Annotated in this window: 19 protein-coding genes and 3 tRNA genes; 12 read left to right on the top strand and 10 right to left on the bottom strand. The window is 66.3% G+C overall.

Going from position 1 to position 19,741, the window contains the following annotated elements; genetic code table 11:
- Window positions 1-764: 764 nt before the first annotated feature.
- Complete coding sequence (locus tag VJ162_RS13910) at window positions 765-1,061, bottom strand: hypothetical protein (RefSeq protein ID WP_324665126.1); 297 nt, start codon at window positions 1,059-1,061, stop codon at window positions 765-767.
- Between the two features lie 230 nt (window positions 1,062-1,291).
- Between VJ162_RS13910 and VJ162_RS13915 the strand changes: the two genes are divergently transcribed.
- Window positions 1,292-1,696, top strand: coding sequence for an SHOCT domain-containing protein (locus VJ162_RS13915; protein WP_324665128.1), 405 nt, complete (start codon window positions 1,292-1,294; stop codon window positions 1,694-1,696).
- Here the strand turns inward: VJ162_RS13915 and VJ162_RS13920 are convergent, their stop codons facing one another.
- The 3 genes from VJ162_RS13920 to VJ162_RS13930 form a co-directional block, all read right to left on the bottom strand.
- On the bottom strand, window positions 1,697-3,475 hold the full coding sequence (locus tag VJ162_RS13920; protein WP_324665129.1) for an ArnT family glycosyltransferase: 1,779 nt from the start codon (window positions 3,473-3,475) through the stop codon (window positions 1,697-1,699). It lies immediately after the preceding gene.
- Between the two features lie 90 nt (window positions 3,476-3,565).
- Window positions 3,566-4,336 carry a DUF7537 family lipoprotein gene (locus VJ162_RS13925; RefSeq protein ID WP_324665130.1) on the bottom strand — a complete coding sequence of 257 codons (771 nt, stop codon included), beginning with the start codon at window positions 4,334-4,336 and terminating at the stop codon, window positions 3,566-3,568.
- Window positions 4,337-4,645: 309 nt separating this feature from the next.
- A tRNA-Arg gene (locus tag VJ162_RS13930) sits at window positions 4,646-4,718 on the bottom strand.
- Window positions 4,719-4,853: 135 nt separating this feature from the next.
- Here VJ162_RS13930 and VJ162_RS13935 point away from each other — a divergent pair.
- From VJ162_RS13935 to VJ162_RS13950, 4 genes are all read left to right on the top strand, one after another.
- On the top strand, window positions 4,854-5,345 hold the full coding sequence (locus tag VJ162_RS13935) for a hypothetical protein (protein WP_324665131.1): 492 nt from the start codon (window positions 4,854-4,856) through the stop codon (window positions 5,343-5,345).
- 133 nt (window positions 5,346-5,478) lie between these two features.
- On the top strand, window positions 5,479-6,912 hold the full coding sequence (locus tag VJ162_RS13940) for a single-stranded DNA binding protein (RefSeq protein WP_324665133.1): 1,434 nt from the start codon (window positions 5,479-5,481) through the stop codon (window positions 6,910-6,912).
- Between the two features lie 53 nt (window positions 6,913-6,965).
- Window positions 6,966-7,403: a histone gene (locus VJ162_RS13945; RefSeq protein WP_324665135.1), complete on the top strand. Its 438-nt coding sequence runs from the start codon at window positions 6,966-6,968 to the stop codon at window positions 7,401-7,403.
- A complete protein-coding gene (locus VJ162_RS13950) occupies window positions 7,404-8,411 on the top strand; it encodes a histone deacetylase family protein (RefSeq protein ID WP_324665137.1) in 1,008 nt (335 codons plus the stop codon). It abuts the gene before it with no gap.
- Here the strand turns inward: VJ162_RS13950 and cca are convergent.
- Window positions 8,390-9,808: a CCA tRNA nucleotidyltransferase gene (gene cca, locus VJ162_RS13955; protein WP_324665138.1), complete on the bottom strand. Its 1,419-nt coding sequence runs from the start codon at window positions 9,806-9,808 to the stop codon at window positions 8,390-8,392. The two genes, VJ162_RS13950 and cca, sit on opposite strands and share 22 nt — an antisense overlap.
- Before the next feature lie 93 nt (window positions 9,809-9,901).
- Here cca and VJ162_RS13960 point away from each other — a divergent pair.
- The 6 genes from VJ162_RS13960 to VJ162_RS13985 all read left to right on the top strand — a co-directional run bounded on the left by VJ162_RS13960 (window position 9,902) and on the right by VJ162_RS13985 (window position 14,637).
- Window positions 9,902-9,974, top strand: a tRNA-Asn gene (locus VJ162_RS13960).
- Between the two features lie 518 nt (window positions 9,975-10,492).
- Complete coding sequence (locus VJ162_RS13965; RefSeq protein WP_324665139.1) at window positions 10,493-10,972, top strand: group I intron-associated PD-(D/E)XK endonuclease; 480 nt, start codon at window positions 10,493-10,495, stop codon at window positions 10,970-10,972.
- A 28-nt stretch (window positions 10,973-11,000) separates the two neighbouring features.
- Window positions 11,001-11,106 (top strand) — tRNA-Ile (locus VJ162_RS13970).
- A 175-nt stretch (window positions 11,107-11,281) separates the two neighbouring features.
- A complete protein-coding gene (locus tag VJ162_RS13975) occupies window positions 11,282-12,529 on the top strand; it encodes a hypothetical protein (RefSeq protein ID WP_324665141.1) in 1,248 nt (415 codons plus the stop codon).
- A 148-nt stretch (window positions 12,530-12,677) separates the two neighbouring features.
- Window positions 12,678-13,520: an alpha/beta fold hydrolase gene (locus VJ162_RS13980; protein ID WP_324665144.1), complete on the top strand. Its 843-nt coding sequence runs from the start codon at window positions 12,678-12,680 to the stop codon at window positions 13,518-13,520.
- Window positions 13,521-13,707: 187 nt separating this feature from the next.
- A complete protein-coding gene (locus VJ162_RS13985; protein WP_324665145.1) occupies window positions 13,708-14,637 on the top strand; it encodes a hypothetical protein in 930 nt (309 codons plus the stop codon).
- Here VJ162_RS13985 and VJ162_RS13990 read toward each other — a convergent pair.
- Both VJ162_RS13990 and VJ162_RS13995 read right to left on the bottom strand, forming a co-directional pair.
- The gene (locus tag VJ162_RS13990; protein ID WP_324665146.1) at window positions 14,634-15,551 is read right to left on the bottom strand and encodes a M48 family metallopeptidase; all 918 of its coding nucleotides are present in this window, start codon (window positions 15,549-15,551) and stop codon (window positions 14,634-14,636) included. The genes VJ162_RS13985 and VJ162_RS13990 overlap by 4 nt on opposite strands.
- Before the next feature lie 101 nt (window positions 15,552-15,652).
- Window positions 15,653-15,853, bottom strand: a complete 201-nt coding sequence (locus VJ162_RS13995; protein WP_324665147.1) for a hypothetical protein — start codon at window positions 15,851-15,853, stop codon at window positions 15,653-15,655.
- Window positions 15,854-16,061: 208 nt separating this feature from the next.
- Between VJ162_RS13995 and VJ162_RS14000 the strand changes: the two genes are divergently transcribed.
- Window positions 16,062-16,745 (top strand): helix-turn-helix domain-containing protein, encoded by a 684-nt coding sequence (locus VJ162_RS14000; protein ID WP_324665149.1) that lies wholly within the window; start codon window positions 16,062-16,064, stop codon window positions 16,743-16,745.
- Between the two features lie 4 nt (window positions 16,746-16,749).
- Here VJ162_RS14000 and VJ162_RS14005 read toward each other — a convergent pair whose 3' ends face one another.
- The 3 genes from VJ162_RS14005 to VJ162_RS14015 form a co-directional block, all read right to left on the bottom strand.
- Entirely contained in the window at window positions 16,750-17,082 is a 333-nt protein-coding gene (locus VJ162_RS14005; protein WP_324665150.1) for an ArsR family transcriptional regulator, read from the bottom strand.
- Between the two features lie 266 nt (window positions 17,083-17,348).
- On the bottom strand, window positions 17,349-19,082 hold the full coding sequence (locus tag VJ162_RS14010; protein ID WP_324665152.1) for an excinuclease ABC subunit C: 1,734 nt from the start codon (window positions 19,080-19,082) through the stop codon (window positions 17,349-17,351).
- Window positions 19,083-19,115: 33 nt separating this feature from the next.
- Window positions 19,116-19,724: a hypothetical protein gene (locus VJ162_RS14015; RefSeq protein ID WP_324665153.1), complete on the bottom strand. Its 609-nt coding sequence runs from the start codon at window positions 19,722-19,724 to the stop codon at window positions 19,116-19,118.
- Window positions 19,725-19,741 lie beyond the last annotated feature (17 nt).

Below are 19,741 nucleotides of genomic sequence, written 5' to 3' on the forward strand. Positions count from 1 at the left end.
CTCACGCTCCACAAAATCCAAATCAATCCAGTCTGTACTACCGCTGAGGCGGGCGATTTCTGGCATAGACCACCGAGAAATTCTCCCGCCTCACTTTTGATGCTTAACTAAACACGACCGTCAGTACAGACAAAGCACTTACCGGAGCCGTCGGAGAGCTAAGTCATGAAGCGGCGGCAGTTCCTTCGTGTTACTGCAGGTGGGGGAATAGGCCTTCTGGCGGGCTGTTCCTCTACTGGCAGTAAGGGGTATGCGACGATGCAGGAATTCAGTTTCGTAAACACAGAATCTACTCCGGTTCCAGTGGAATTACGGATAGAACGCACTGATACCGGTGAAGTAGTTCATGCGGAGACTCGTGAACTGACGGTAGACCCTGATTGGATTATCATCGATTGTGTTTGGCCAGATGCACCTTTAACGGTAATGGCCCGTCATGAAGATGGAGAGTGGAATAGCTTCAAGACAGAAGATAGAGACGGCTGTGTAGGTGTCATCGCTCAAGTACGGGACCAGAGAACATCATTTTACGCGCATGACGCTGAGTGTCCAATTGATGACCCGAGTTGCCATACTGATTAGTCCGCACACGTACTGAACGACTGTTTCACCCCAAATCAACTGGTGAGAACTCCGCCTTGATGTGGTGAGCAGATTCGGTAAGTACGGAAGATGTAGTCAGCAATCTGTCTCGTGTAGTTTCCGGCACTCGGAGAAGTACCGGGCTCGTCACAACAGCACCGAATTCAGCCCGATTGCTACTCTCACCCGATGAGAATTTCAGGGGCGAAGAAGAGGGCAACGAGAAGTCCCACCAGTACGAAGATCGCTGTGAGTCGCAACACACCAGCCGCCCGTCGTCGAGGTTTCGGCAGGGATTCGGCAATGCCGGAGAGAGCCATCCCGGTACTAATAAACAGTGCGGCATAGAACGGTGTTGCTCCTTCTACAATGATGTAGTACCCTTGCTGCCCGGCAATCAGAAGTGCGAAACAGAGGAGAACCAGTCCAACACCTCGGGAGGGTTCGCCAAACACGGTTTCATCAATGATAGAGGGCATACGTGTACAGTACCCCCTCGAAAAGACAAGTACCTGTGGCATTTACTACCCTCCACAGGGACTCTTCTATCTGCGCCTAGTGAACAGTGCCGATGACTCTACTCGGTTCGCACGCCTACGTCGCGGCTAATTCAGTGTCCCCTGTCTAAAAATATCCATATCCCGTGTACGCAGTTCTATCCCCTATCAGGTAGCCAAAGACCTATCGACCCGGCCTCTCTGCATCCGGTATGGCAGAGGACCAAGACGCCCTCGAAACCGTCATCGCCGGCGGTGTCACGGCGCTTACCCTCACCACCGCCTTCGGGCTGCTGTTCGCCGGCGTCCCCTGGTTCTGGGTCGCCTTCCCCGTCGGCTTCGGCGGGTTGCTTCCGATGGCGATGGGCGCGACGCGGCTCTACCAGCGCCGACAGGAGTCGGGCGGGCAGTCCGCCGACGAGGACGACGCGCTGGCGACGCTGCGGGACCGCTACGCTCGCGGCGAGCTCACCGACGCGGAGTTCGAGCGACAGGTAGAGCGGCTGCTGGAGACGGAGGACGCCGAGACCGTTCGTGACCCGTCGCGTTCCGACGCAAGTCGGGTCGGCGCCGAACCGGCCCGCGAGCGGGCTGACCGCGACCGCGAGACCGAGTAGTCAGAACGGGTGTTCGTGGGGGCTGGTACAGGGTTCGCTGCGCTGCAGGACGAGCGTGTACTGGTTGGCCGCAAGCTCCTGCTCGTCGGCGAACTGGTCGGTGTGGGGGACGACGCCGTAGCGCAGCAGGTCCGTGTAGTCGCCCGGCGTCGCCCGCTGGGGGACGAAGTTCGGCGGACGGTCGCCAAACTCCGCGACGATCTCGTAGTCGGTCTCCCCGGAGACCAGCGAGCGGACGTACTCCTGCTGTGGCTCGCCGTTGCGGTAGTAGGTCCCCTGTTTCAGATACAGGAGGTCCCGGTAGCCAAGCTGGATGTACTCCGGACAGGGGTCGATCTGCTCGCTGGTCTGGAACCGGTGGTTGATGGGCATCCCGTGGGGCACCGCGGTGTCCTGGAGGTTCACGCGGTACACCTCGACCGTGTCGCCTTCGTCGGCGTTTGCGACCAGCCACTCCTCGGCCTCGTCGCGGGGCATCGAGGCGAAGCCGACCGCCCCCATGCCGGCGTATATCGCCGTCGTCACCAGCAACAGCGCCATCACCGGCCGGGCGACAGCCGGATTCCACGCACGCAGGTCCCGGAGTCCGTTCGCCACCAGCAGCGCAAGCAGCGGGAAGGTCGGCAACAGATGGTGGACCCGGAAGTCGTGCCACTGGGAGAACATCCCGACGTAGACGACGAGCATGGCGAGCACGAGGGCGATACCGTACCGGCGCTCGCGGCGCTTGCGCAGCCCCGCGACGCTCCCGATGACCCCGGCGACCGACGCGAAAAGCAGCGGCAGCCCAAGCCCGCTGGCGTACCCCCGGAGGAACCACCACGTTATGGGGGCGTCCGGCCCTGTCGGCCAGCTCACCCGCGAGGCCGACCCGCCGAAGATGCGCTCTACTATCTGGTCGAACCCGCCCACCATGAAGGTCGGAAAGCCGACCAGTATCGTCACCAGCCCTATCGTCGCGCCGGTGACGAGCAGGCGCGGGGCGAGCAACGTCTTGAGGGTGTCGTCGGCCTTCAGCGCCCGGAGGACGTGGGCGATACCGACCCCGAGGACGACCGGCGCGGCGGTGAGCTTGAAGGCGATAGCGACCCCGCCACAGGCCGCGCCGACGTAGAATGGGAGCCCCTCGCCGCTGCGGACGTAGACGTACAGGAAGTTCAGCGCGAGCAGGACGAAAAACAGCGCCGGCATGTCCTCGCCGCCCTCGTGGGCGATAGTGAGAAAACCGAAGGTCAGCGTGAGTATAGTCGCCGCGAGCCGGCCGGTCGCCCGGTCGACGACGGCGGCCCCCAGCCGGTAGGTCAGGTAGACCGAGCCTAGCGCGAAGGCGACGTTGAACAGCCGCACGAAGGCGAGGCTCCAGGTCCACACCCACTCCGGCGTGCCCGCCCACAGGTCGTAGTAGCCAAACGCCGGCTCGGGGTAGCCGACGGACGTGAAGATCTCCGCGCGGCCGGTCACCACTGCGACGACGACGACCGGCAGCATGGCCAGCGCGAACAGGTACAGCGTCGCGCCAAAGGGGACACGGCTCCACTTGACGCCCGCCTGCAGCGACTCGACGCTCGGGTCGGCCAGCACCCGCCCGTAGGGGACCATCGCGTCTATCAGCCGGTCCTTCTCGTCCCGCGTCGCGAAGTTCGGGACGCGGTGGAAAAACCAGAAGCTCGCAAGCAAGGTCGCAGCGACCATGATATAGGGGAGGTACGGGTCGGCGCGGAAGTCCTCGCGGACCTGCGACCGGACCCGGTCGAACAGCGCTCGCCCGGGACCAAACATACCTCGACAAACCCCCAGGGGCGACAAAAGTCGTCTGGTCTCGCTCGCACTGCGAGCGCGGTCACGCCAGACCGCCCTGGCTCGCGTCTGCTACGGCGCTTGTGACTCGTCGACCCAGTCGGGCTGGGACACCGTGACGTTGCCATAGCCGAACGACATCTCGGTGCCGTAGGTGCCCGCCGGCGTCTCGATCCGTATGGTCAGCGAGTGAATACGGCCGTCCGAACCGACGACCGCCCGACCGTCGACCGACTGCACGTCGCGCTGTTCGAACCCGGCCTCGGTGGTGTTGCTGTTTACCGCCGTCGCGTTGAGCGAATCGCCCTCGTAGACGTCCGCTTGCTCGCCGTCGACGGTCGTCGTCCCGGTCTCCGCCCACTCCACGAAACCGGTGTACAGGAGGCCGCCGACGACGGCGCCCCACGCTTTGACTTCCGTCGCAACTCCGATGGTGCTGTTGGCGTCACCGTACTGCACGTCCCCGGTGGTCCCGTTCCGAACGGCGACGTAGTCGTTCGTGGTGTACGCCGCCGTTTCTGACCCGCGAGTGAGTTCGACGAGTTTCCGGCCAGCGGCGGTGTCGTTTCTGATTCGCACGTCCGTCCGACCGGTGCCGTTGAACACTGCCACGTCGGTCTCGGTGGCGCTGTCGATGAAGTTGTTCCCGCCCGCCGCCGACAGCGACCCGGTACCGCCCGACTCCGAGCCGTTCCCGCCCGCCGTCGGAGTCGCCCCTATCTCGGTCCCGGGCTCGGTGGCGTCTGCGGTTCCGGGTTTGGTCGGTGACGCGTTGCCGCCGCCACCGCTGCAGCCGGCAAGCAGCACCGTCGCCGCTATCACGATCACTATCGCTTTTCTCATTGGCCCGTAATGAGCGTGAAATAGCAAATACCTTCGGCCAACACCTCTTTAACGCCCCGCTCGATAGTTGTGACGACCGGTCGCGGCCCGATGCGGTAGTGTCACAGGGTGTAGCGTCCGGACGTTTCTACCGATGCAGTCGCCTCGCTGTCGCTCGTCGTATTTCGGAGTGGAAAACGTCCGGACGGAGATTTGAACTCGCCGAGAAATGCTCGCTTCGCTGCGCGTTCCTCGTCTGCTCAAATCCCCGTGGTCCTGTCCTGCAGCGCGGACCGCTCGCTGCGCTTGCGGTGTTGCGCTGTAGAGAAACGTCCGGACGGAGATTTGAACTCCGGTCCCTGGCTCCGCAAGCCAAGAGGATAGTCCACTACCCTACCCGGACTCGTATTGAGGGAGGGAGGTCGGTTTGAAAAGGGTGACGGTTCGACCCCCACCACGCGGGAAGTGCCCACACCTCACTCAAAGCCCCCTTTGACCCACCGAAAGGCCCTTTCTTTCAGGTGATGCAGTCGGGGATATGAATCGGCGGACGCTCCTCGGGACTGTCGCTTCGGTCGGTGTCGCCGCGCTCACGGGGTGTCTCTCGGAGGGGGGCGAGGACAGCACGCCGAGTGCCACTGAGACCGGGACTCCAACACCCACACCGCCGCCGGACCCGACGCTGACCGACGTCACGTTCACGGTTTCCGGGCGCCGGAGCGGCACAGAGACCGACTCGGCGACGGTGTCTGCCGACGGCGGGAGCGTCGTTGTCGAGGGAACAATCTGGGGGTCCGACGGGTGCCAGACCGCCGAACTCCCCCGGGTCAACTACGACGGCGCGGCCGACGGGCTGACCGTTCCGGTCGAGACGGCCGGGCGGGCGGACGCCGGCGACAGCTGTACCCAGGCGATCGTCGAGATAGCGTACACGGCGACGATTACCTTCGAGAACGGGCCGCCCGGGACCGTCGTTGTCACGCACGACCGCGGCGACGGACCGGCGACGATCACGACGACCTCGTTGTAGGGCGGACGTTTATATCCGGTGACGGGACCAGTCCGACGTATGGTGATATCGCGGACGGAACCGACAGACGGCAGCGGGTCGCTGGAGCAACGACAACGCTTAAGCGCGCCCCTGACTTGGCTCCCATAGATAGATGGGCGAGATAGGGGATATCTACGCGGACCTCGAAACCGACGTCTCCGAGGAGGAGTTCCGCGAGGCCGTCGAGGAGAAGGTCGAACAGATGGGCGGCCTCGCCGACGAGGAGACCGCGGCGATGTTGCTGGCCCACGAACTGAACGAGGGGGAAGTCGAGACCGTCGCGGACATCGAACCCGGGATGGACGAGGTGAAGTTCATCGCGAAGGTGATGGCCATCGGCGACCTGAAGACCTTCGAGCGGGAGGGCGAGGACGAGGACGGCCGGGTCATCAACGTCGAGGCCGCCGACGAGACCGCGAGCGTCCGGCTGGCATTCTGGGACGGTCAGGCCGTCGACATCGACGACGGGATGCTCTCCGTGGGCGACGTGCTCCGGGTGAAGGGCCGCCCGAAAGACGGCTACAACGGCCTCGAAGTGTCGGTCGATAAAGCCGAACAGGACGACGACGCCACCGTCGACGTGGAACCCGGCGACGGCTCGACCGTCGAGGCGCTGACGATGGGCCAATCGGACGTGACCCTTCGGGGACTGGTGCTCGACACCGACAGCGTCCGCACGTTCGACCGCGACGACGGCAGCGAGGGGAAGGTCTCGAACCTGACGCTTGGCGACGAGACCGGTCGCGTGCGCGTGACGATGTGGGACGACCGGGCCGACCGCGCGACCGAAATCGAACCCGGCACTGCCGTCGAAATTGTCGACGGCTACGTCCGCGAACGCGACGGCGCGCTGGAACTGCACGTCGGCGACGACGGCGCCGTCGACGAGATAGACGAGGCCGTCGACTTCGAGCCCGATACCGACCCCATCGAGGGCGTCGAGCTGGAGGAGACCGTCGACATCGCCGGCGTCGTCCGCTCGGCCGACCCGGTCCGCACGTTCGACCGCGACGACGGCAGCGAGGGCCAGGTCCGGAACATCCGAATCCAGGACGCCACCGGCGACATCCGGGTGGCGCTGTGGGGCGACAAGGCGGACAAGGACATCCAGCCCGGCGACGAGGTGCTTGCCGCCGACGTGGAGATACAGGACGGCTGGCAGGACGACCTCGAAGCCTCCGCCAGCTGGTCGTCGACTATCGTCGTACTGGACGACGGGACCGGGGTCGCACCGACGCCCGAGGAGGCCGACGACGACCAACACGCCGGGCTGTCGTCGTTCGGTGACGGCGACGACGGCACCAGCACTGCCGCCGACGGCGACGGGGCACCAGCGAGCGAGAGCGCCGACAGCGGTGGCGGCACACAGGCCGCCGAACAGGTCGAATTCACGGGCACCGTGGTCCAGACCGGCGACCCGGTCGTACTCGACGACGGGGAGCAGACGATGAGCGTCGAGACGGGCGAGCGCGTCCAGCTCGGTCAGGAAGTCACCGTCCGCGGGGTCGTCGAGGACGGCCGACTGGACGCCGACGACGTGTTCTGAGGGGAAACGACGCTACGGAAACTCTTAAGACCGCAACACTCCCGGTTGTGGGTATGAGCGTCGAGCTTCCGTTCGCGCCCGTGGACGCGGTCATCCGACGGAACGCGGACGGGTTGCGGGTGAGTGCCGGCGCAGCAGAGGAACTAGCACGGAGAATCCAGGAACGGGGCGCCACGCTCGCCACGGCGGCCGCCGAGGAGGCGACCCGAGACGGTCGCAAGACGCTGATGCCGTCCGACTTCGGCGTCGAGGCCGTTCCCGACAAGGACGGCCTTGAGCTGCCGGTCGCCCCGGTCGACCGCATCGCCCGCCTCGACATCGACGACGACTACCGCGTCGCGATGGACGCCCGCGTGGCGCTTGCCGACATCCTTGAATCGTTCGCAGACGACGTCGCTGCCGCCGCGGCCGATCTCGCCCGCCACGCCGACCGGCGGACAGTGAAGGCAGCAGACGTCGAGACGTACTTCGAACTCGCTAAGTACTACTGAATGAACTTCGGCTACCGCGAGGTCTGTCTCGACCACGACACCGGCGAGCGCCACCCCGAGAGTCCCGACCGCCTCCGGGCAGTACGACGCGCACTCAAGGAGTGCCACGGCGTCCAGTACGTCGCGGCCGACGACGCCGATGTCGACCTAGTCCGGGATGTCCACGACACGGAGTACATCGAAGAGTTCCGCGAGTACTGCGAGGACGGCGGCGGTCACTGGGACGCCGACACGGTCGCCGTCGAGGCCACGTGGGACGCCGCGCTGGCCTCGGCCGGGCTGGCCGTCTGGGCGGCCGAGAGTGCCGGCCCGGACGTCCCGGCCCGCCAGACGCCGTTCGCGCTCGGCCGACCGCCGGGTCACCACGCCGTCGGCGACGACGCGATGGGCTTTTGTTTCATCAACAACGCGGGCGTGGCTGCACAGGCCGCGCTGGACGACGGGGCGGACAGCGTCGCCATCCTCGACTGGGACGTCCACCACGGCAACGGTACGCAGGACATCTTCTACGACCGCGGCGACGTGTTCTACGCCTCTATCCACGAGGACGGTCTCTACCCCGGCACCGGTGAAATCGACGAGACGGGCGCCGGCGACGGGGAGGGGGCAAACTGTAACGTCGTCTACCAGCCCGGCGCCGACACCGCCGATTATCTGGCGGCCATAGACGAGGTCATCGCGCCCGCAATCGCCGACTACGACCCCGACCTGTTGCTCGTGAGCGCCGGCTTCGACGCCCACGAACACGACCCCATCTCGCGGATGCGGGTGAGTACCGAGGGGTACGGGGCGATGACCGAGCGGATGGTCTCGCTCGCCGACGACTGTGGCGCCGGCCTCGGGTTCGTCTTGGAGGGGGGCTACGGCCTGGACACGCTCTCGGATTCAGTCAAGATGGTCCATGAGGTGTTCGACGGCTACCAGCCGGTCGAACCCGACGACGACGTGAGCGAGGAGGCCCGCGACGTGCTCGACTCGCTCGAAGATCAGGGCTTTGGCTCGAAGTAGTCGGCCAGGTCGGCCCCGAACGCGTCCGCCAGCGTCGCGATGTCCCGACCGACCAGTACCTCGTACCCCGATTCGAGCGCCGACGCGACGTGTGGGCCAAGGCGGACATCGAGCAGGGCGTCGCTGTCGAGAAACGCCTCGGCCGTCCGGAACTCCCGGGGCCGCTCGACGACGTAGCGGTCCCCCTCGATGAACGGGCCCGCCACGTCGGGGTCGTCGGCGTAGGTGTCGTAGAACCCGGTGGCGTGTTCGCGCACGTGGACCGGCGGCCCCTCGTGGCGCTCGACGGCCGGCCGCTGGGCGACGCTCAGCTCGACCAGCAGGACGGCGTCGCCGTTCGTTTGCTCCGCGCTGTCCCCGTCGGTCGCCTGTGGGGTGTCGACTCCGCTCGCCGCATCTGTCGCCAGCGCCGTCGACCGGAACACGTCGAACCCGCGACGGTCGAGCTCCTCGGTCAGCCCCACCAGCGACTTGCGGAGCTGGGGCCATAGCTGGTCGTCGACGACGTCGGGTCTGTCGAACCGCACCGCCACGGGGGTCGTCGACCGCCGCTCGACGGTGGCGGCGACGCGTTCGGCGTCGTAGGCCGTCGGTTCGCTCGCCTCGAACAGCGACGCCCGCGGGTCGGCCAGCAGCTCGCGGGCGTAGTGTTGCAGCCGTGCGACGTTCTCGGGCGCACACACCGCCGCGACGTTGCGGTCGGGGTCGGTCGGGTCTACCACGACGAGCGGGTCGTCGAACTCGGTGGTCCCGTGGTCCTCCGGGTCGAACCTGACTGGCGGGTGCCAGTCGGTCGCTGCCTCGACGAACGCCCGAAAACCGCCGTACTCGACCGCGAGTAGCTCCGTCAGGTAGCCCGAAAAGCCCCGTGTCCGGAGGTCGCTCCCGTAGACGCCGATACCCTTCAGGAACTGCTTGGTGACCTGGACCTCCCCCGCGAGGTCGTCGTCCAGCCGACTCGCCAGATAGCGGGTGTGAAACGGCGTCCGGTCGACGGCCGACTGGATATCCGTCGCCGACTCGACGGCGTAACACGGCACGAGGTCGACGGCGTAGCCGTCCACTTCACCGACGACGTAGGGGTGTTCGGCGTACTCTTCGTGGCCGTCGGGGAGGACGGCGTGACCCACCGCCAGCCCGTACTCCTCCAGCTCCGAACGCGCCAGTTCGGGCGGGAACGCGACGAACACGTCCACGTCGCGGTCTCCCGCGGTCCACGTTCCACGGGCCGTCGAGCCGACCTGCAACACCTCGGCCTCGACCGGCAGGTCCGCCACTGCTTCCCGGGCCCGCTCCATCACCGTGGCCGCCGCCTGCTGTAGCCGCTCGCGCTCCCCGTCGTCCGGCGTGACCCGCTCTCGGACCCGCGAGACGACGGCGTCGAACTCGTCACTCATTGCCCGTGGCTTATCCGAGAGTGCGTGAAAGCGTGTCGATGGGCGACCGAAACGAAAGCCCTAATTACCAACTCGGGCTACAATCGAGTGCGAGCCGCCGTAGCTCAGTTGGTAGAGCACCTGGTTGTTACCCAGGTTGTCCCAGGTTCGAGCCCTGGCGGTGGCGTACTTCTTTCGACGACGTATGGTGAGGAGTGGTGGCACCGAACACCGTCGTCGAAGAATTCACGCAGAGCTAGGGTCGAGCCGACGAGTCGCAGCGGCCGACCAGCGGGAGGCCGACCGTCTCGGCTCGTTCGAGCCCTGGCGGTGGCGTCTTTCTGTGGCGAATATGACGGTGAGCACGGCGAACCGTCCGTGAGAAGCAAATACGCGATTCAGAAGGGGTCAAACGCGCAAGTCCCAGCGACCGACCGTCTCGGTTCGTTCGAGCCCCGCCGGTGGCGTGAACTTCTGTGAAATTTATACCCATCAGACGCGGTCTGATGACGGCGTCACTTCTTACAGAAGCCACAGACTGCGAGGTGGTTCTCGTGAAGGTGTTTCTCTGTTTGTTATCCGACGAACGTAGCGAGTCGGCAGACCGCTGAAGATAGGTTCAGGAGGGTTCGAATGCCAAATTCACGCCCGCGGGCGGGGTAAGCTGCGGAACTCTTTTGTTAATTACGACAAGAGAAAAGAGTAATGAATGGAGTAGAACAATTCCACCAATTAAACCAGACACAGAAGCGAGGACAAGCAGTTGAAGCCGTACTCAAAACACAGTTCCAGTTACGAGGTATCCCGACACTGGTTCCCGAGTACGATAATCAACCATACGACTTCGTAATAGAACTCGGCAGTGAACTCTACAAAATCCAGGCGAAGACCGCGTATGAAGGGCAGAACGATGGTACTATTCGATTCGAAACACGAACGACCCGGGTGAAATCAGCAGGCTATGAACGCGAGGGATACGCTGATGCAATAGACTTCTTCGCCGTATTCGATCCGATTACGGAGAGTTGCTACTTGGTAGATGTCGAGGCGGCAAACAGCAACACGATGACACTGCGATACGAGAGTGCGAAGAAAGATTCGGATCGAATCAATTGGACTGCAGATTTTACCCTTGATTCCGTACTCGAACAGATACATCCGGCCAAGAGCGACCCGACAAGCTAAAGAGTTAGACCCAAGAATTGGCCAATGAGGGCCCTTAGCTTAGTCTGGTTAAAGCGATCGGCTCATATCGTCTACGGTTCCCACCGTTGGCGTGGGACACCGATTGAGCGCTGGTTCAAATCCGGCAGGGCCCACTTGCTGACACGTTCGACTCTGTGAGCAGCGGCTGTTCACAGAACCATCCGTCTCACGGCTGTGCTGACAGGCGTTTTCTCGACCCGTTCGAGCGTGTCACACACTCGGTCCCACTGAGCGCTGGTCTCCGTGACCCCCTCAACGTTCATTACGGGCCTTCCCGATGGTGGGTGCATGTCGAGTACTGCCGGCTCACTGTCCGAGCCGCACGTCCTCGCCCACGCGAAACAGCGGCTGTTCCCCGAGGGCGACGGGGACCGGAGCTACGCTGTCGTCGATACACAGTTTGCGGGCGGGGAGTGGTTGGCCGGGCAGGCCATCGACGAGTCAGTGCTGGAGGCGCTCGCGCCGTTCAACCACGTCCACGTTGGGAGTGGCTACCCGGACCTCGTGGGGGTCCGGACGCTGGAGTCCGACCTCCTGTCGGTCGAACGGGTGGGCGAGGCGCCGCCGCTCGTCGCCGTCGAGGCGAAGGGCGCCACCGAGCGGGGTCGCGTCGATACCGAGCGGGGCATCGTCCAGGCGTACGACCGGCTCAACGAGGCGAACGTGGCCTACGTCGCGGTGCCGGCCGACGCCATCTCGGAGACGGACCGAACGCTCGCCCGGGAACTCAACGTCGGCGTGCTCGGTGTCGACGCGTCGGGCCGTGTCGAGCCGGTCGAGGTTCCCCGTATCGTCGGCAACCGGGCGACCGGCGGAGCGACCGCGATCCGGTTCCAGGCGAGCGCACAGGGGGTGGCCGAGAAGTCCTTTGGCCTGAACCACCCCAAGAACTACCTTGGGTATCCACTGGCGCTGTATGCCGATGGACCGACCGAGCGACTGCTGGCGGACAACGAGGTGGTCCGTGCGTTCGATGACGCCCGCCCGGGGGCAGCGTTTCTCGGGCTCGTCGCGGAGCGTCCCGACGGCGTTGAGCTGACGCCGCTGGGCCGTGAGGTCGTCCGGTTCGCGAAGAGCCGCTACGGGAGCGCCGAGGGCGGGCTCGCCGAGTTCGAGGGGTGGTACCGCTCCTCGGCGTGTTTCTACGACATAGCGCCCGACTGGGCTGAGCTCGCCCGGTGGGTGCTCTTTGCGTACCCGGCGACGAAACTGCTGGTCGAGGAGTTACAGACTCTGCATGACGATGGCTTCGAGCGGCCGACGCTGGTCGAACTGGTCGAGTACCTCCACGAAGTGCACCCGGCCTTCACTGTCGAGCTGTTCCTCCGCGGTGACGACGACGTCCGGTCGCGGGCGCTGACGGCCGACGGCGACCTGCGTCGGGCGCCGCTGTGTGAGGGCCGGAGCTATCACGCCCCGACGGTCTTCCAGCTGAAGGCGATGCTGTATCACACCGGCATCCTGACCGAACGCGGGGCGGAACCGAGCGATCTCGACCCCGCTGAGGACATCTGGGCGCTCCGACAGCGGATATAGCCACTTTCTCCGGGACCTGACCCGATTCGATATAGCGGATAAAGATTTAACGGCTCCGTCCGCTCGAAACCCGGAGTCGACCGTAAAACGGAGCTATCGGCTCTCCAGACGGCGAAATCCTTCAGTGTGTGGCGCGATTACTATCAGTATGGCTACAGAGGGCGCTGTCACGGTCGACGGGTCCCGGATCCACTACCGCGCTGCCGGCGACGGCACGCCCGTCGTCTTGCTCCACGGCGGCATCATCGACGCTGCCCGGGTCTCCTGGCCGCCCGTCATCGAGCGGCTCGCGCCCGATTACCGGGTCGTCGCCCCGGACCTGCTGGGCTACGGCGAGAGCGACCTGCCGCCCGGCCCGTACTCGATACCGCGCCACGCGGCGGTGGTCGCGGGCGTGCTCGACGCACTCGAACTCGGGCCGGTGACGCTTGTCGGGCTCTCCGTGGGCGGCGGCGTCGCGATGCAGGTCGCGCTGGACCGGCCCGACCTCGTCGAGTGTCTGGTCCCCATCGATCCGTTCGGCCTCGGTCGCGACCTGCCAAACGGCCGCCTCTCGTATGCTCTCGCCCGCGTGCAGGTGTGCAACAAGCTGGCAGTCGCTGCCTTCCGGCGGAGCCGCCGGCTCACGCGGGCGAGCCTCGGCGGGATCGTCCACGACCTCGACAGCCTCCCCGCGGCGGCCGTCGACGCCGTCTACCGGGAGGTCCAGCGGCCGACGGCCGGCGCGGCCTTCCGTCGCTTTCGGGATAGCGAGGTCACCCGCGGGGGCTACCGGACCACCTTCACCGACCGGTTCGGCGAGTTTTCGATGCCGACACAGTTCCTCCACGGGGCCCACGACGAGCTGTTCCCGGTCGCGTGGGCCCAGCGGGCCGCCGACGCGATTCCGGACGCCGGCCTGACTGTCCTTGCGGACTGTGCCCACTGGGCGCCCCGAGAGGACCCCGACAGCGTAGCGGACCACCTCAGGTCGGCGATTCCCGACGAGTAGCGGCGCCTCAGACGGGCGTTGTCGATTTCGGAGGATAGCGAGGGCTGGATGAGGTAAACCTGATAACGCTATATTGAATGGCTGTCCGTGCTCTCGCCTGCGGTGCGAGACGGGGCTTTGCTTCGGTCGCGTGGGTGCCCGGTGGTCCAGACAGCGTTTTTCCCGCTGACTGACGAACGTCGGGCACATGCAACCAGTCCCGTCCCACTGTACGGTCGAGACGGCGCTTCCCGCGGCGGTAGCGGACTACTTCACCCCCGAACGCGAGGCGCTGGCCTCGTATCTCGACCTGGTGCCCGGCAGCATCGACCCGGGAGAGGCCGATCCGACGCTCGGCCCGGTGCAGGCTCTCCCCTGGGTGTACGTCGCCGATATGACCGGTTGGCGCGGACTCGCGCTCGCCCGGTTGCTCGCGGCCGACCGGGACTGTCCGTGTTACCGGCTCTCGCCGCTAGCCCGGGACAGCGTCGAGACGTTATGGGCAATCCTCGACCGGAGCGGCGAGGGACCGGTCGTGCTCCACGTCGAGCTGCGGGGCGATACCGGCCCGGTGCCGGGGACGCTCCGGGAGGCGCTGTGGCGGGGGTACGACCGGCCCGCGGGGGACGCTGCCGAGGCCGCCTCCGGCGACCCGGCGAACCTGCACGTCGTCTTCACCGATACGCGGCCGTCGAAGCGGCTCGCGTCGCCGCTCCCGGACGCGACCGCGCCGGTCAGCGGGGCCACGCTCTCGTATGCGCCCAGGGAGAGCATGACACCTGAGCATCCTCACGGCACGACGACGCTTTCGGCCCCGCCCCGCCTCTCCGAGCGGACCGAGCGCCTCGACACGCTGCTCTCGGCCGCCCTGGACGGCGTCGGGACCGACGGGGAGCGAGCGGCCTTCGTCGACAGCGCAGTCGAGGCGCTAGTCATCACGCACTCGACCATCGGCAAGCAGGACCTCCTGTTCGACGTCTCGCCTCGAACCGCGGTACAACACGGGCACCGGCTGGACTCGCTGGGGGTAGAGGGGGCGCTCTCGGCGCTGCGGGAGGACCTGCTCGCACAGGTCCCACAGAGCCCTACGACCGGCGAACTGCGTCGGACGCTGGCGTCGCTGCTCGACGCGGACTAGACGCCCTGTGCCCGTTTTTCGAGGCGTTTCACGCGGTCGTCCATCGGCGGGTGTGTCGACAGCAGCCGCGACAGCGGACTCTCCTCGGTGCCGTGGACGTACAGCGGCGTCAGCGGTCCCAGGTCCGGCGTCGAGGCCCGCTCTATCTTCCGCAGCGCCCGGGCGAGCGCGAGCGGCTTCCCGGTGACTGTCGCGGCCCGGTCGTCGGCTGCCCACTCCCGGCGCCTGGAGTACGACAGCACCAGGAGCGTCACGGCAAGGCCCACCAGGGCGACGGCGCCCAGCGCGCCCCGGTGGGTCCGCCCGAGCAGTGACGCTGACCACGACCCGGGGTCGCCACGGAGCATGGCCACTGCCCGGGCGATGCCACCGGTCAGTACCACCACCGGAAACAGGACGCTACCGACCAGCCCGACGAGACTCTGGGTGAGACTGTAGCCGAGCGTCTGGACCAGCGCGTCACGGCGCTCGAAGTGTGCGAGTTCGTGGGCCAGCAGCGCCTCTAGCTCGTCGAGCGACAGCAGGGCAAAGAGGCGCCGGTCGACGACGATGGCGCCGCTCGCGCCCCCGACGGCGAAGGCGTTGGGCATCGGGAGCCGCGCGACCAGCAGCGACGGCTCGCCGGCCCGCATCTGGCCGGTCAACCGGTCGTATCGCCGGTACAGCGCCGGGGCGCGAGAACGGGGCAGCTCCACTGCATCGAGCGACCGTTTGAGGCGGGCCGTTCCGGTCCAGTAGCTGAGGACGCCAAAGAGCAACGCGGTGCCGAGGACGGTCGCGACGATGACTGTCGGCGGCGGCCGCTGGGCCCACAGCACGCGGAGGAGCCGGTAGCCCGCGACGCCGGCGAGGAGGTAGGTGACGAGCGTGGCAAGTCCCAGCGCTCCCAGCGCGAGTCGGCGCCCGATAGCCATGTGACCGGCTACGCGTGGGGCGAGAAAATCGCTTGGGTCGACCACGTCACTGCGTGTACTGGCGACTGTCGGGTGTGGGTGCGACCAGGAATCCGTCAGTACTAGCTGTTCTCGCCGCCGGTTCGCTTTGCCAGTTCGGTGACGTTGACTTCCCAGTCGTCGGTCGCCTCGCCGGTCCGGAATTCCCAGGCGCCGCCGATGTCGACGTCGCTCTCTATGGCTGTCTCGATGACCGCAGCGAGCGCGGCCTCGAACTCGTCGGGACTGGTAATAGTGACTGCCGATTTGTAGTCGTCTTTCATGGGGATGGCACTCGGCCACGACTCGAAGGGTGGTCTGACCTCTTCTCGCAAGACTGCTAGGGGACGTGCTCCGCGAAGGGCGTTGTCCGTCTCGGCCCACGGTTCCCATGTATAAATGGCTACCGACAAGCATGGTGGACCATGCTATATCTGCAGGCTGGTGTACCATGCCACCCATATTTACCCACAAGCGGCAAATCCCTACCAAATGAGCGTTATCGCGCATCTACGTGTCCCCGCCGATTCATTTGAACTGGGGCGAATTCTGGACGTGTCTAGGGGGCGCAGTATCGCCCTGGAGAATCTGGTCCCGCTCGGGGAACAGGCTGTGCCCTTCTTCACTATCTTCGGCGACGAGGGGGTTCGGGAGTTCAGGGCGGCGGTGCAGAACCACTCCTCCGTACAGGACATCCAACAGGTGAGCTCGCACAACGACCGAACGCTGTTTGCCCTCGACTGGGACGTCTCCGAAGACCGCCTGTTCGAAGGCCTCGCAGCGTCGAACGCACATCTGCTCGGCGCCACCGGCGGCCCGGACACCTGGGAGTTCGAGCTGCGGTTCCGGTCCCACGGGGCACTGAGCGAGTTCAAGGAGCACTGCTCGGAGGCGGGTATCGAGCTCGAAGTCGGCCGTATCTACAACCCGACCCGGCCCGAGAGCGGCCCGTTCTACGGGCTGACACAGCGACAGCGGGACACGCTGGTCAGCGCGGTGAAGGGCGGCTACTACTCGCTACCCAGAGAGATATCCACGCAGGACCTGGCCGACGAGTTCGGTATCTCCGACCAGGCGGTGACCGAGCGCCTCCGGCGCGCTATCGTGGCGCTCGTGGACAACTCGCTGGTCGCGGCCATAGAGGAACAAGAGGAGTATGACTCCCCGAGGATGTGACCCCCTATAGCCACCCGTCCGGCAGCTCGTCCCGGTGGTCGTAGATGAGCTCGACGACCGGCGCGATGTCGTCCCAGTCGGGCCCTGTGGCTATCTGGCCGGTCTCCCGGTCCCACTCGATGAACCCCATGCTTTCGAGTTTCGGGAGGTGGTTGTGGAAGAGTTCGGCTTCGAGTACGTCGGGCTCCTGTGGCGGGTCGATGATATCCAGCGGGTCGCGGTCGTCGTCGTCCTGTGGGTTCTCCCGCAGGAGCGCAACCAGAAGCTCCCGCCGATAGCGGTCCGACAGTGCCTCTAGCGCCTGACTCAACCCTTCCTCCTGCTCTGATTGTGACACGGTCAACACCAAGAGGGCTAGCCTGTAACGCCCCTAAACGCTCCCGATGGTACACCATGCCGGGCTTGCCCAGCTGGTGACAATCTCGCGTGTGCGTGCCAAATTCGTGGGTATCGAAGCCGAGCGACCGACAGGGCCGCGCCGCTCGAAACGAACGGCGGCCCTCTGTCGCCACTCCATTTGATATAGCATATAGAGATTTATCGCAACCGCGGCCGTTCCCCAGCTATGTCGTCGGAACACGGGACAGAAAGCCACGGCAGGCGTTACAGGCGGGTCTGAATCGTCTCGGCGGTAGCGTCCCCAACCCCCTCGACCTCGGTCAGCGCCTCGCGGTCGGCCGCGCGGATGCGCTCGACGCTGCCAAAGCGGCGCAAGAGCGCCTTCCGCGTCGCCGGCCCGACACCGGGGAGGTCGTCAAGCGGCGTCGACACCTCGTCGCGAAGGGTCTGGTGGTACTGCACCGCAAAACGGTGGGCCTCGTCACGGACCCGCTGGAGGAGATGCAGGTGGGGGGCGTCGCCGTCCCAGTCGTACACCCGCTCCGTCGTTATCACCAGTTCCTCGTCTTTCGCCAGCGCGACGCATGGCACGTCCCAGCCGGTCTCGGCCAGCGCGTCCCTGGCGGCTCCGAGTTGCCCGTCGCCGCCGTCGATGAGCAACAGGTCGGGGTCCGGGCGGTCGTCCCGGCCCTCTATGGCGCGTTCGGCCCGCCAGCGGACGAGTTCGCGCATGTTGGCGTAGTCGTCGTTGCGCTCGGTGAGCTTCTTGCGCCGGTAGCCGCTCGTGTCGGGGTCACCCCCGACGGCGAGGACGTTCGAGCCGACGGCGCTTTTCCCCTGGGCGTGGCTCACGTCGAACCCCTCGATGCGCTCGGGGCGGTCGATGCCCAGCGCGTCAGCAAGCGCCCCGACGCTGTCGTCCTGGCCCCCGCGCTGTCGGGCGTTCTTCAGCGCCAGCTCGACCAGGGTGGCCTCCCGGCCGGCGCCGGGGACACCCAGCGTGACGCCCTCCGCGTCGAGCCACCGCTCGATTTCGGCGTCGGCTGGGTCCTCGGCACAGAGGATTCTGCTGGGGAGGTCGCGCTCGGCGTAGTACTGTGGGATGAAGGCCCGGTAGACGCCGGCCGGCCCCTCGCCGTCGGGGGCGTCCAGCGTGAACCGGTCCCGTTCGACGAGTTTGCCGCCCTCGGCGTGGAGCCGGGCGACGACCGCCCGGTCCCCTTCGACGACGGCGCCCAGCACGTCGGTGGTGGCCCCGCTTTTGGCGTCGCTGACGGCGGTGTCGCTCTCCCCGTGGAGGGCCTCGACGGCGCCCAGTTTGTCCCGCAGGTTCGCCGCCCGCTCGAACTCCTGGTCCTGGGCGGCCTGCTCCATCGCTTGGCGGAGCGGGTCCGCGAGCACGCCGACCTCGCCCTCGAAGAACCGCTCTGCGCTCTCGGCGTCGGCGGCGTAGCCGGCCTCGCTTATCTCGCCGGTACAGGGGGCGGTACAGATACCCATCTCGTAGTCCAGACAGGGCCGCTCGCGGTCGCTGTACTTGTAGTCCGAACAGCCACGTAGCCCGTATATCTCCCGCAGGGCCTTCACGACTGTCTCCACCCGCCCCTTGTCGGTGAAGGGACCGTACACCGTCGCCCCCTCGTCGGGGTCCCGTGTCACCTGAATACGCGGGACGGCGTGGTCGGTCAGCTGGACCAGCGGGTAGGACTTGTCGTCTTTCAGCCGGACGTTGTAGGGTGGCCGGTGGCGTTTGATGAGGTTGGCCTCCAGCAACAGCGCCTGGGTCTCCGTGTCGGTGACCGCAAAGTCCAGGGTCGCCGCTCGCCCGACCATCTTCTCGATGCGGCGGCTCCTGGGGTCGCCGTACGAGCGCACCCGCTCGCGCAGCGAGACGGCCTTGCCGACGTAGAGGACTCTCCCGTCGTCGTCCTCGAACTGGTAGATGCCCGGCTCGTCGGGCAGCTCGCTCGCCCGGCGGCGCACGCCGTCTGTGTCCATCACCGTCGGGTAGACACTCGGCGGAGTTGAACGTCACGCCACGGCGTCGTCCGTCGGCGCGTCCGCGCGCTCGGGGGCCGAGCCCAGGGCGGTCCGCAACCGGCCGAGTGCCGCCTCGTCGTCCGGCGCCGCCAGTTCGATGTCGTCCCCGCCCGCGACGGCGACGACCAGCAGCCGCTCCCGGCTCCAGAGGTACACCGCGAGGACGACGGCGCCAAAGGCCAGCGCCAGCCCGCCGAACACGCGCATCAGGTCGTCCAGCCGGGCGAGCAGGTCGAGCATCGTCCCGAGCAGCCCGAGCATCCTGCCGATGCCGGCGGCGCTCCCGGCCCCGCCGCTCTCCAGTGAGACCCCTTCGACCATCCCGTCGAGACTGACGGTGAACCCGGCGACGAGGAGTGCGACGCCGACGACGATAGCCTTCACCGCCCGTTCGAGGAACCGGAACTCGCCGCCGGTCCGGACCTCGACGCCGTCGACGTTGGGCCGGTCGACCTGGCTGAAGTTCGCCCCCTCCCGGTCGGGGGTAAAGGCCAGCAGGCGATGGCTCGTCACGACCACGCCGCCGGCGCCGACGGGGACCCGCTCCTGTACCGACTCCCCGTCGTACAGGAGCCCGTCGGCCTGCTCGATCCAGTCCATACAGTAGGTTCTCCGGG

This window comes from Haloarcula sediminis, from assembly GCF_035656455.1.
Taxonomy (GTDB): Archaea; Halobacteriota; Halobacteria; order Halobacteriales; family Haloarculaceae; genus Haloarcula; species Haloarcula sediminis.

What these genes read in the sequence shown, in the direction of transcription:
- VJ162_RS13910 (WP_324665126.1), bottom strand. Translation starts at nt 1,061, where the DNA reads ATGCCCTCTATCATTGATGAAACCGTGTTTGGCGAACCCTCCCGAGGT.
- VJ162_RS13915 (WP_324665128.1), top strand. Translation starts at nt 1,292, where the DNA reads ATGGCAGAGGACCAAGACGCCCTCGAAACCGTCATCGCCGGCGGTGTC.
- VJ162_RS13920 (WP_324665129.1), bottom strand. Translation starts at nt 3,475, where the DNA reads ATGTTTGGTCCCGGGCGAGCGCTGTTCGACCGGGTCCGGTCGCAGGTC.
- VJ162_RS13925 (WP_324665130.1), bottom strand. Translation starts at nt 4,336, where the DNA reads ATGAGAAAAGCGATAGTGATCGTGATAGCGGCGACGGTGCTGCTTGCC.
- VJ162_RS13935 (WP_324665131.1), top strand. Translation starts at nt 4,854, where the DNA reads ATGAATCGGCGGACGCTCCTCGGGACTGTCGCTTCGGTCGGTGTCGCC.
- VJ162_RS13940 (WP_324665133.1), top strand. Translation starts at nt 5,479, where the DNA reads ATGGGCGAGATAGGGGATATCTACGCGGACCTCGAAACCGACGTCTCC.
- VJ162_RS13945 (WP_324665135.1), top strand. Translation starts at nt 6,966, where the DNA reads ATGAGCGTCGAGCTTCCGTTCGCGCCCGTGGACGCGGTCATCCGACGG.
- VJ162_RS13950 (WP_324665137.1), top strand. Translation starts at nt 7,404, where the DNA reads ATGAACTTCGGCTACCGCGAGGTCTGTCTCGACCACGACACCGGCGAG.
- cca (WP_324665138.1), bottom strand. Translation starts at nt 9,808, where the DNA reads ATGAGTGACGAGTTCGACGCCGTCGTCTCGCGGGTCCGAGAGCGGGTC.
- VJ162_RS13965 (WP_324665139.1), top strand. Translation starts at nt 10,493, where the DNA reads ATGAATGGAGTAGAACAATTCCACCAATTAAACCAGACACAGAAGCGA.
- VJ162_RS13975 (WP_324665141.1), top strand. Translation starts at nt 11,282, where the DNA reads ATGTCGAGTACTGCCGGCTCACTGTCCGAGCCGCACGTCCTCGCCCAC.
- VJ162_RS13980 (WP_324665144.1), top strand. Translation starts at nt 12,678, where the DNA reads ATGGCTACAGAGGGCGCTGTCACGGTCGACGGGTCCCGGATCCACTAC.
- VJ162_RS13985 (WP_324665145.1), top strand. Translation starts at nt 13,708, where the DNA reads ATGCAACCAGTCCCGTCCCACTGTACGGTCGAGACGGCGCTTCCCGCG.
- VJ162_RS13990 (WP_324665146.1), bottom strand. Translation starts at nt 15,551, where the DNA reads ATGGCTATCGGGCGCCGACTCGCGCTGGGAGCGCTGGGACTTGCCACG.
- VJ162_RS13995 (WP_324665147.1), bottom strand. Translation starts at nt 15,853, where the DNA reads ATGAAAGACGACTACAAATCGGCAGTCACTATTACCAGTCCCGACGAG.
- VJ162_RS14000 (WP_324665149.1), top strand. Translation starts at nt 16,062, where the DNA reads ATGAGCGTTATCGCGCATCTACGTGTCCCCGCCGATTCATTTGAACTG.
- VJ162_RS14010 (WP_324665152.1), bottom strand. Translation starts at nt 19,082, where the DNA reads ATGGACACAGACGGCGTGCGCCGCCGGGCGAGCGAGCTGCCCGACGAG.
- VJ162_RS14015 (WP_324665153.1), bottom strand. Translation starts at nt 19,724, where the DNA reads ATGGACTGGATCGAGCAGGCCGACGGGCTCCTGTACGACGGGGAGTCG.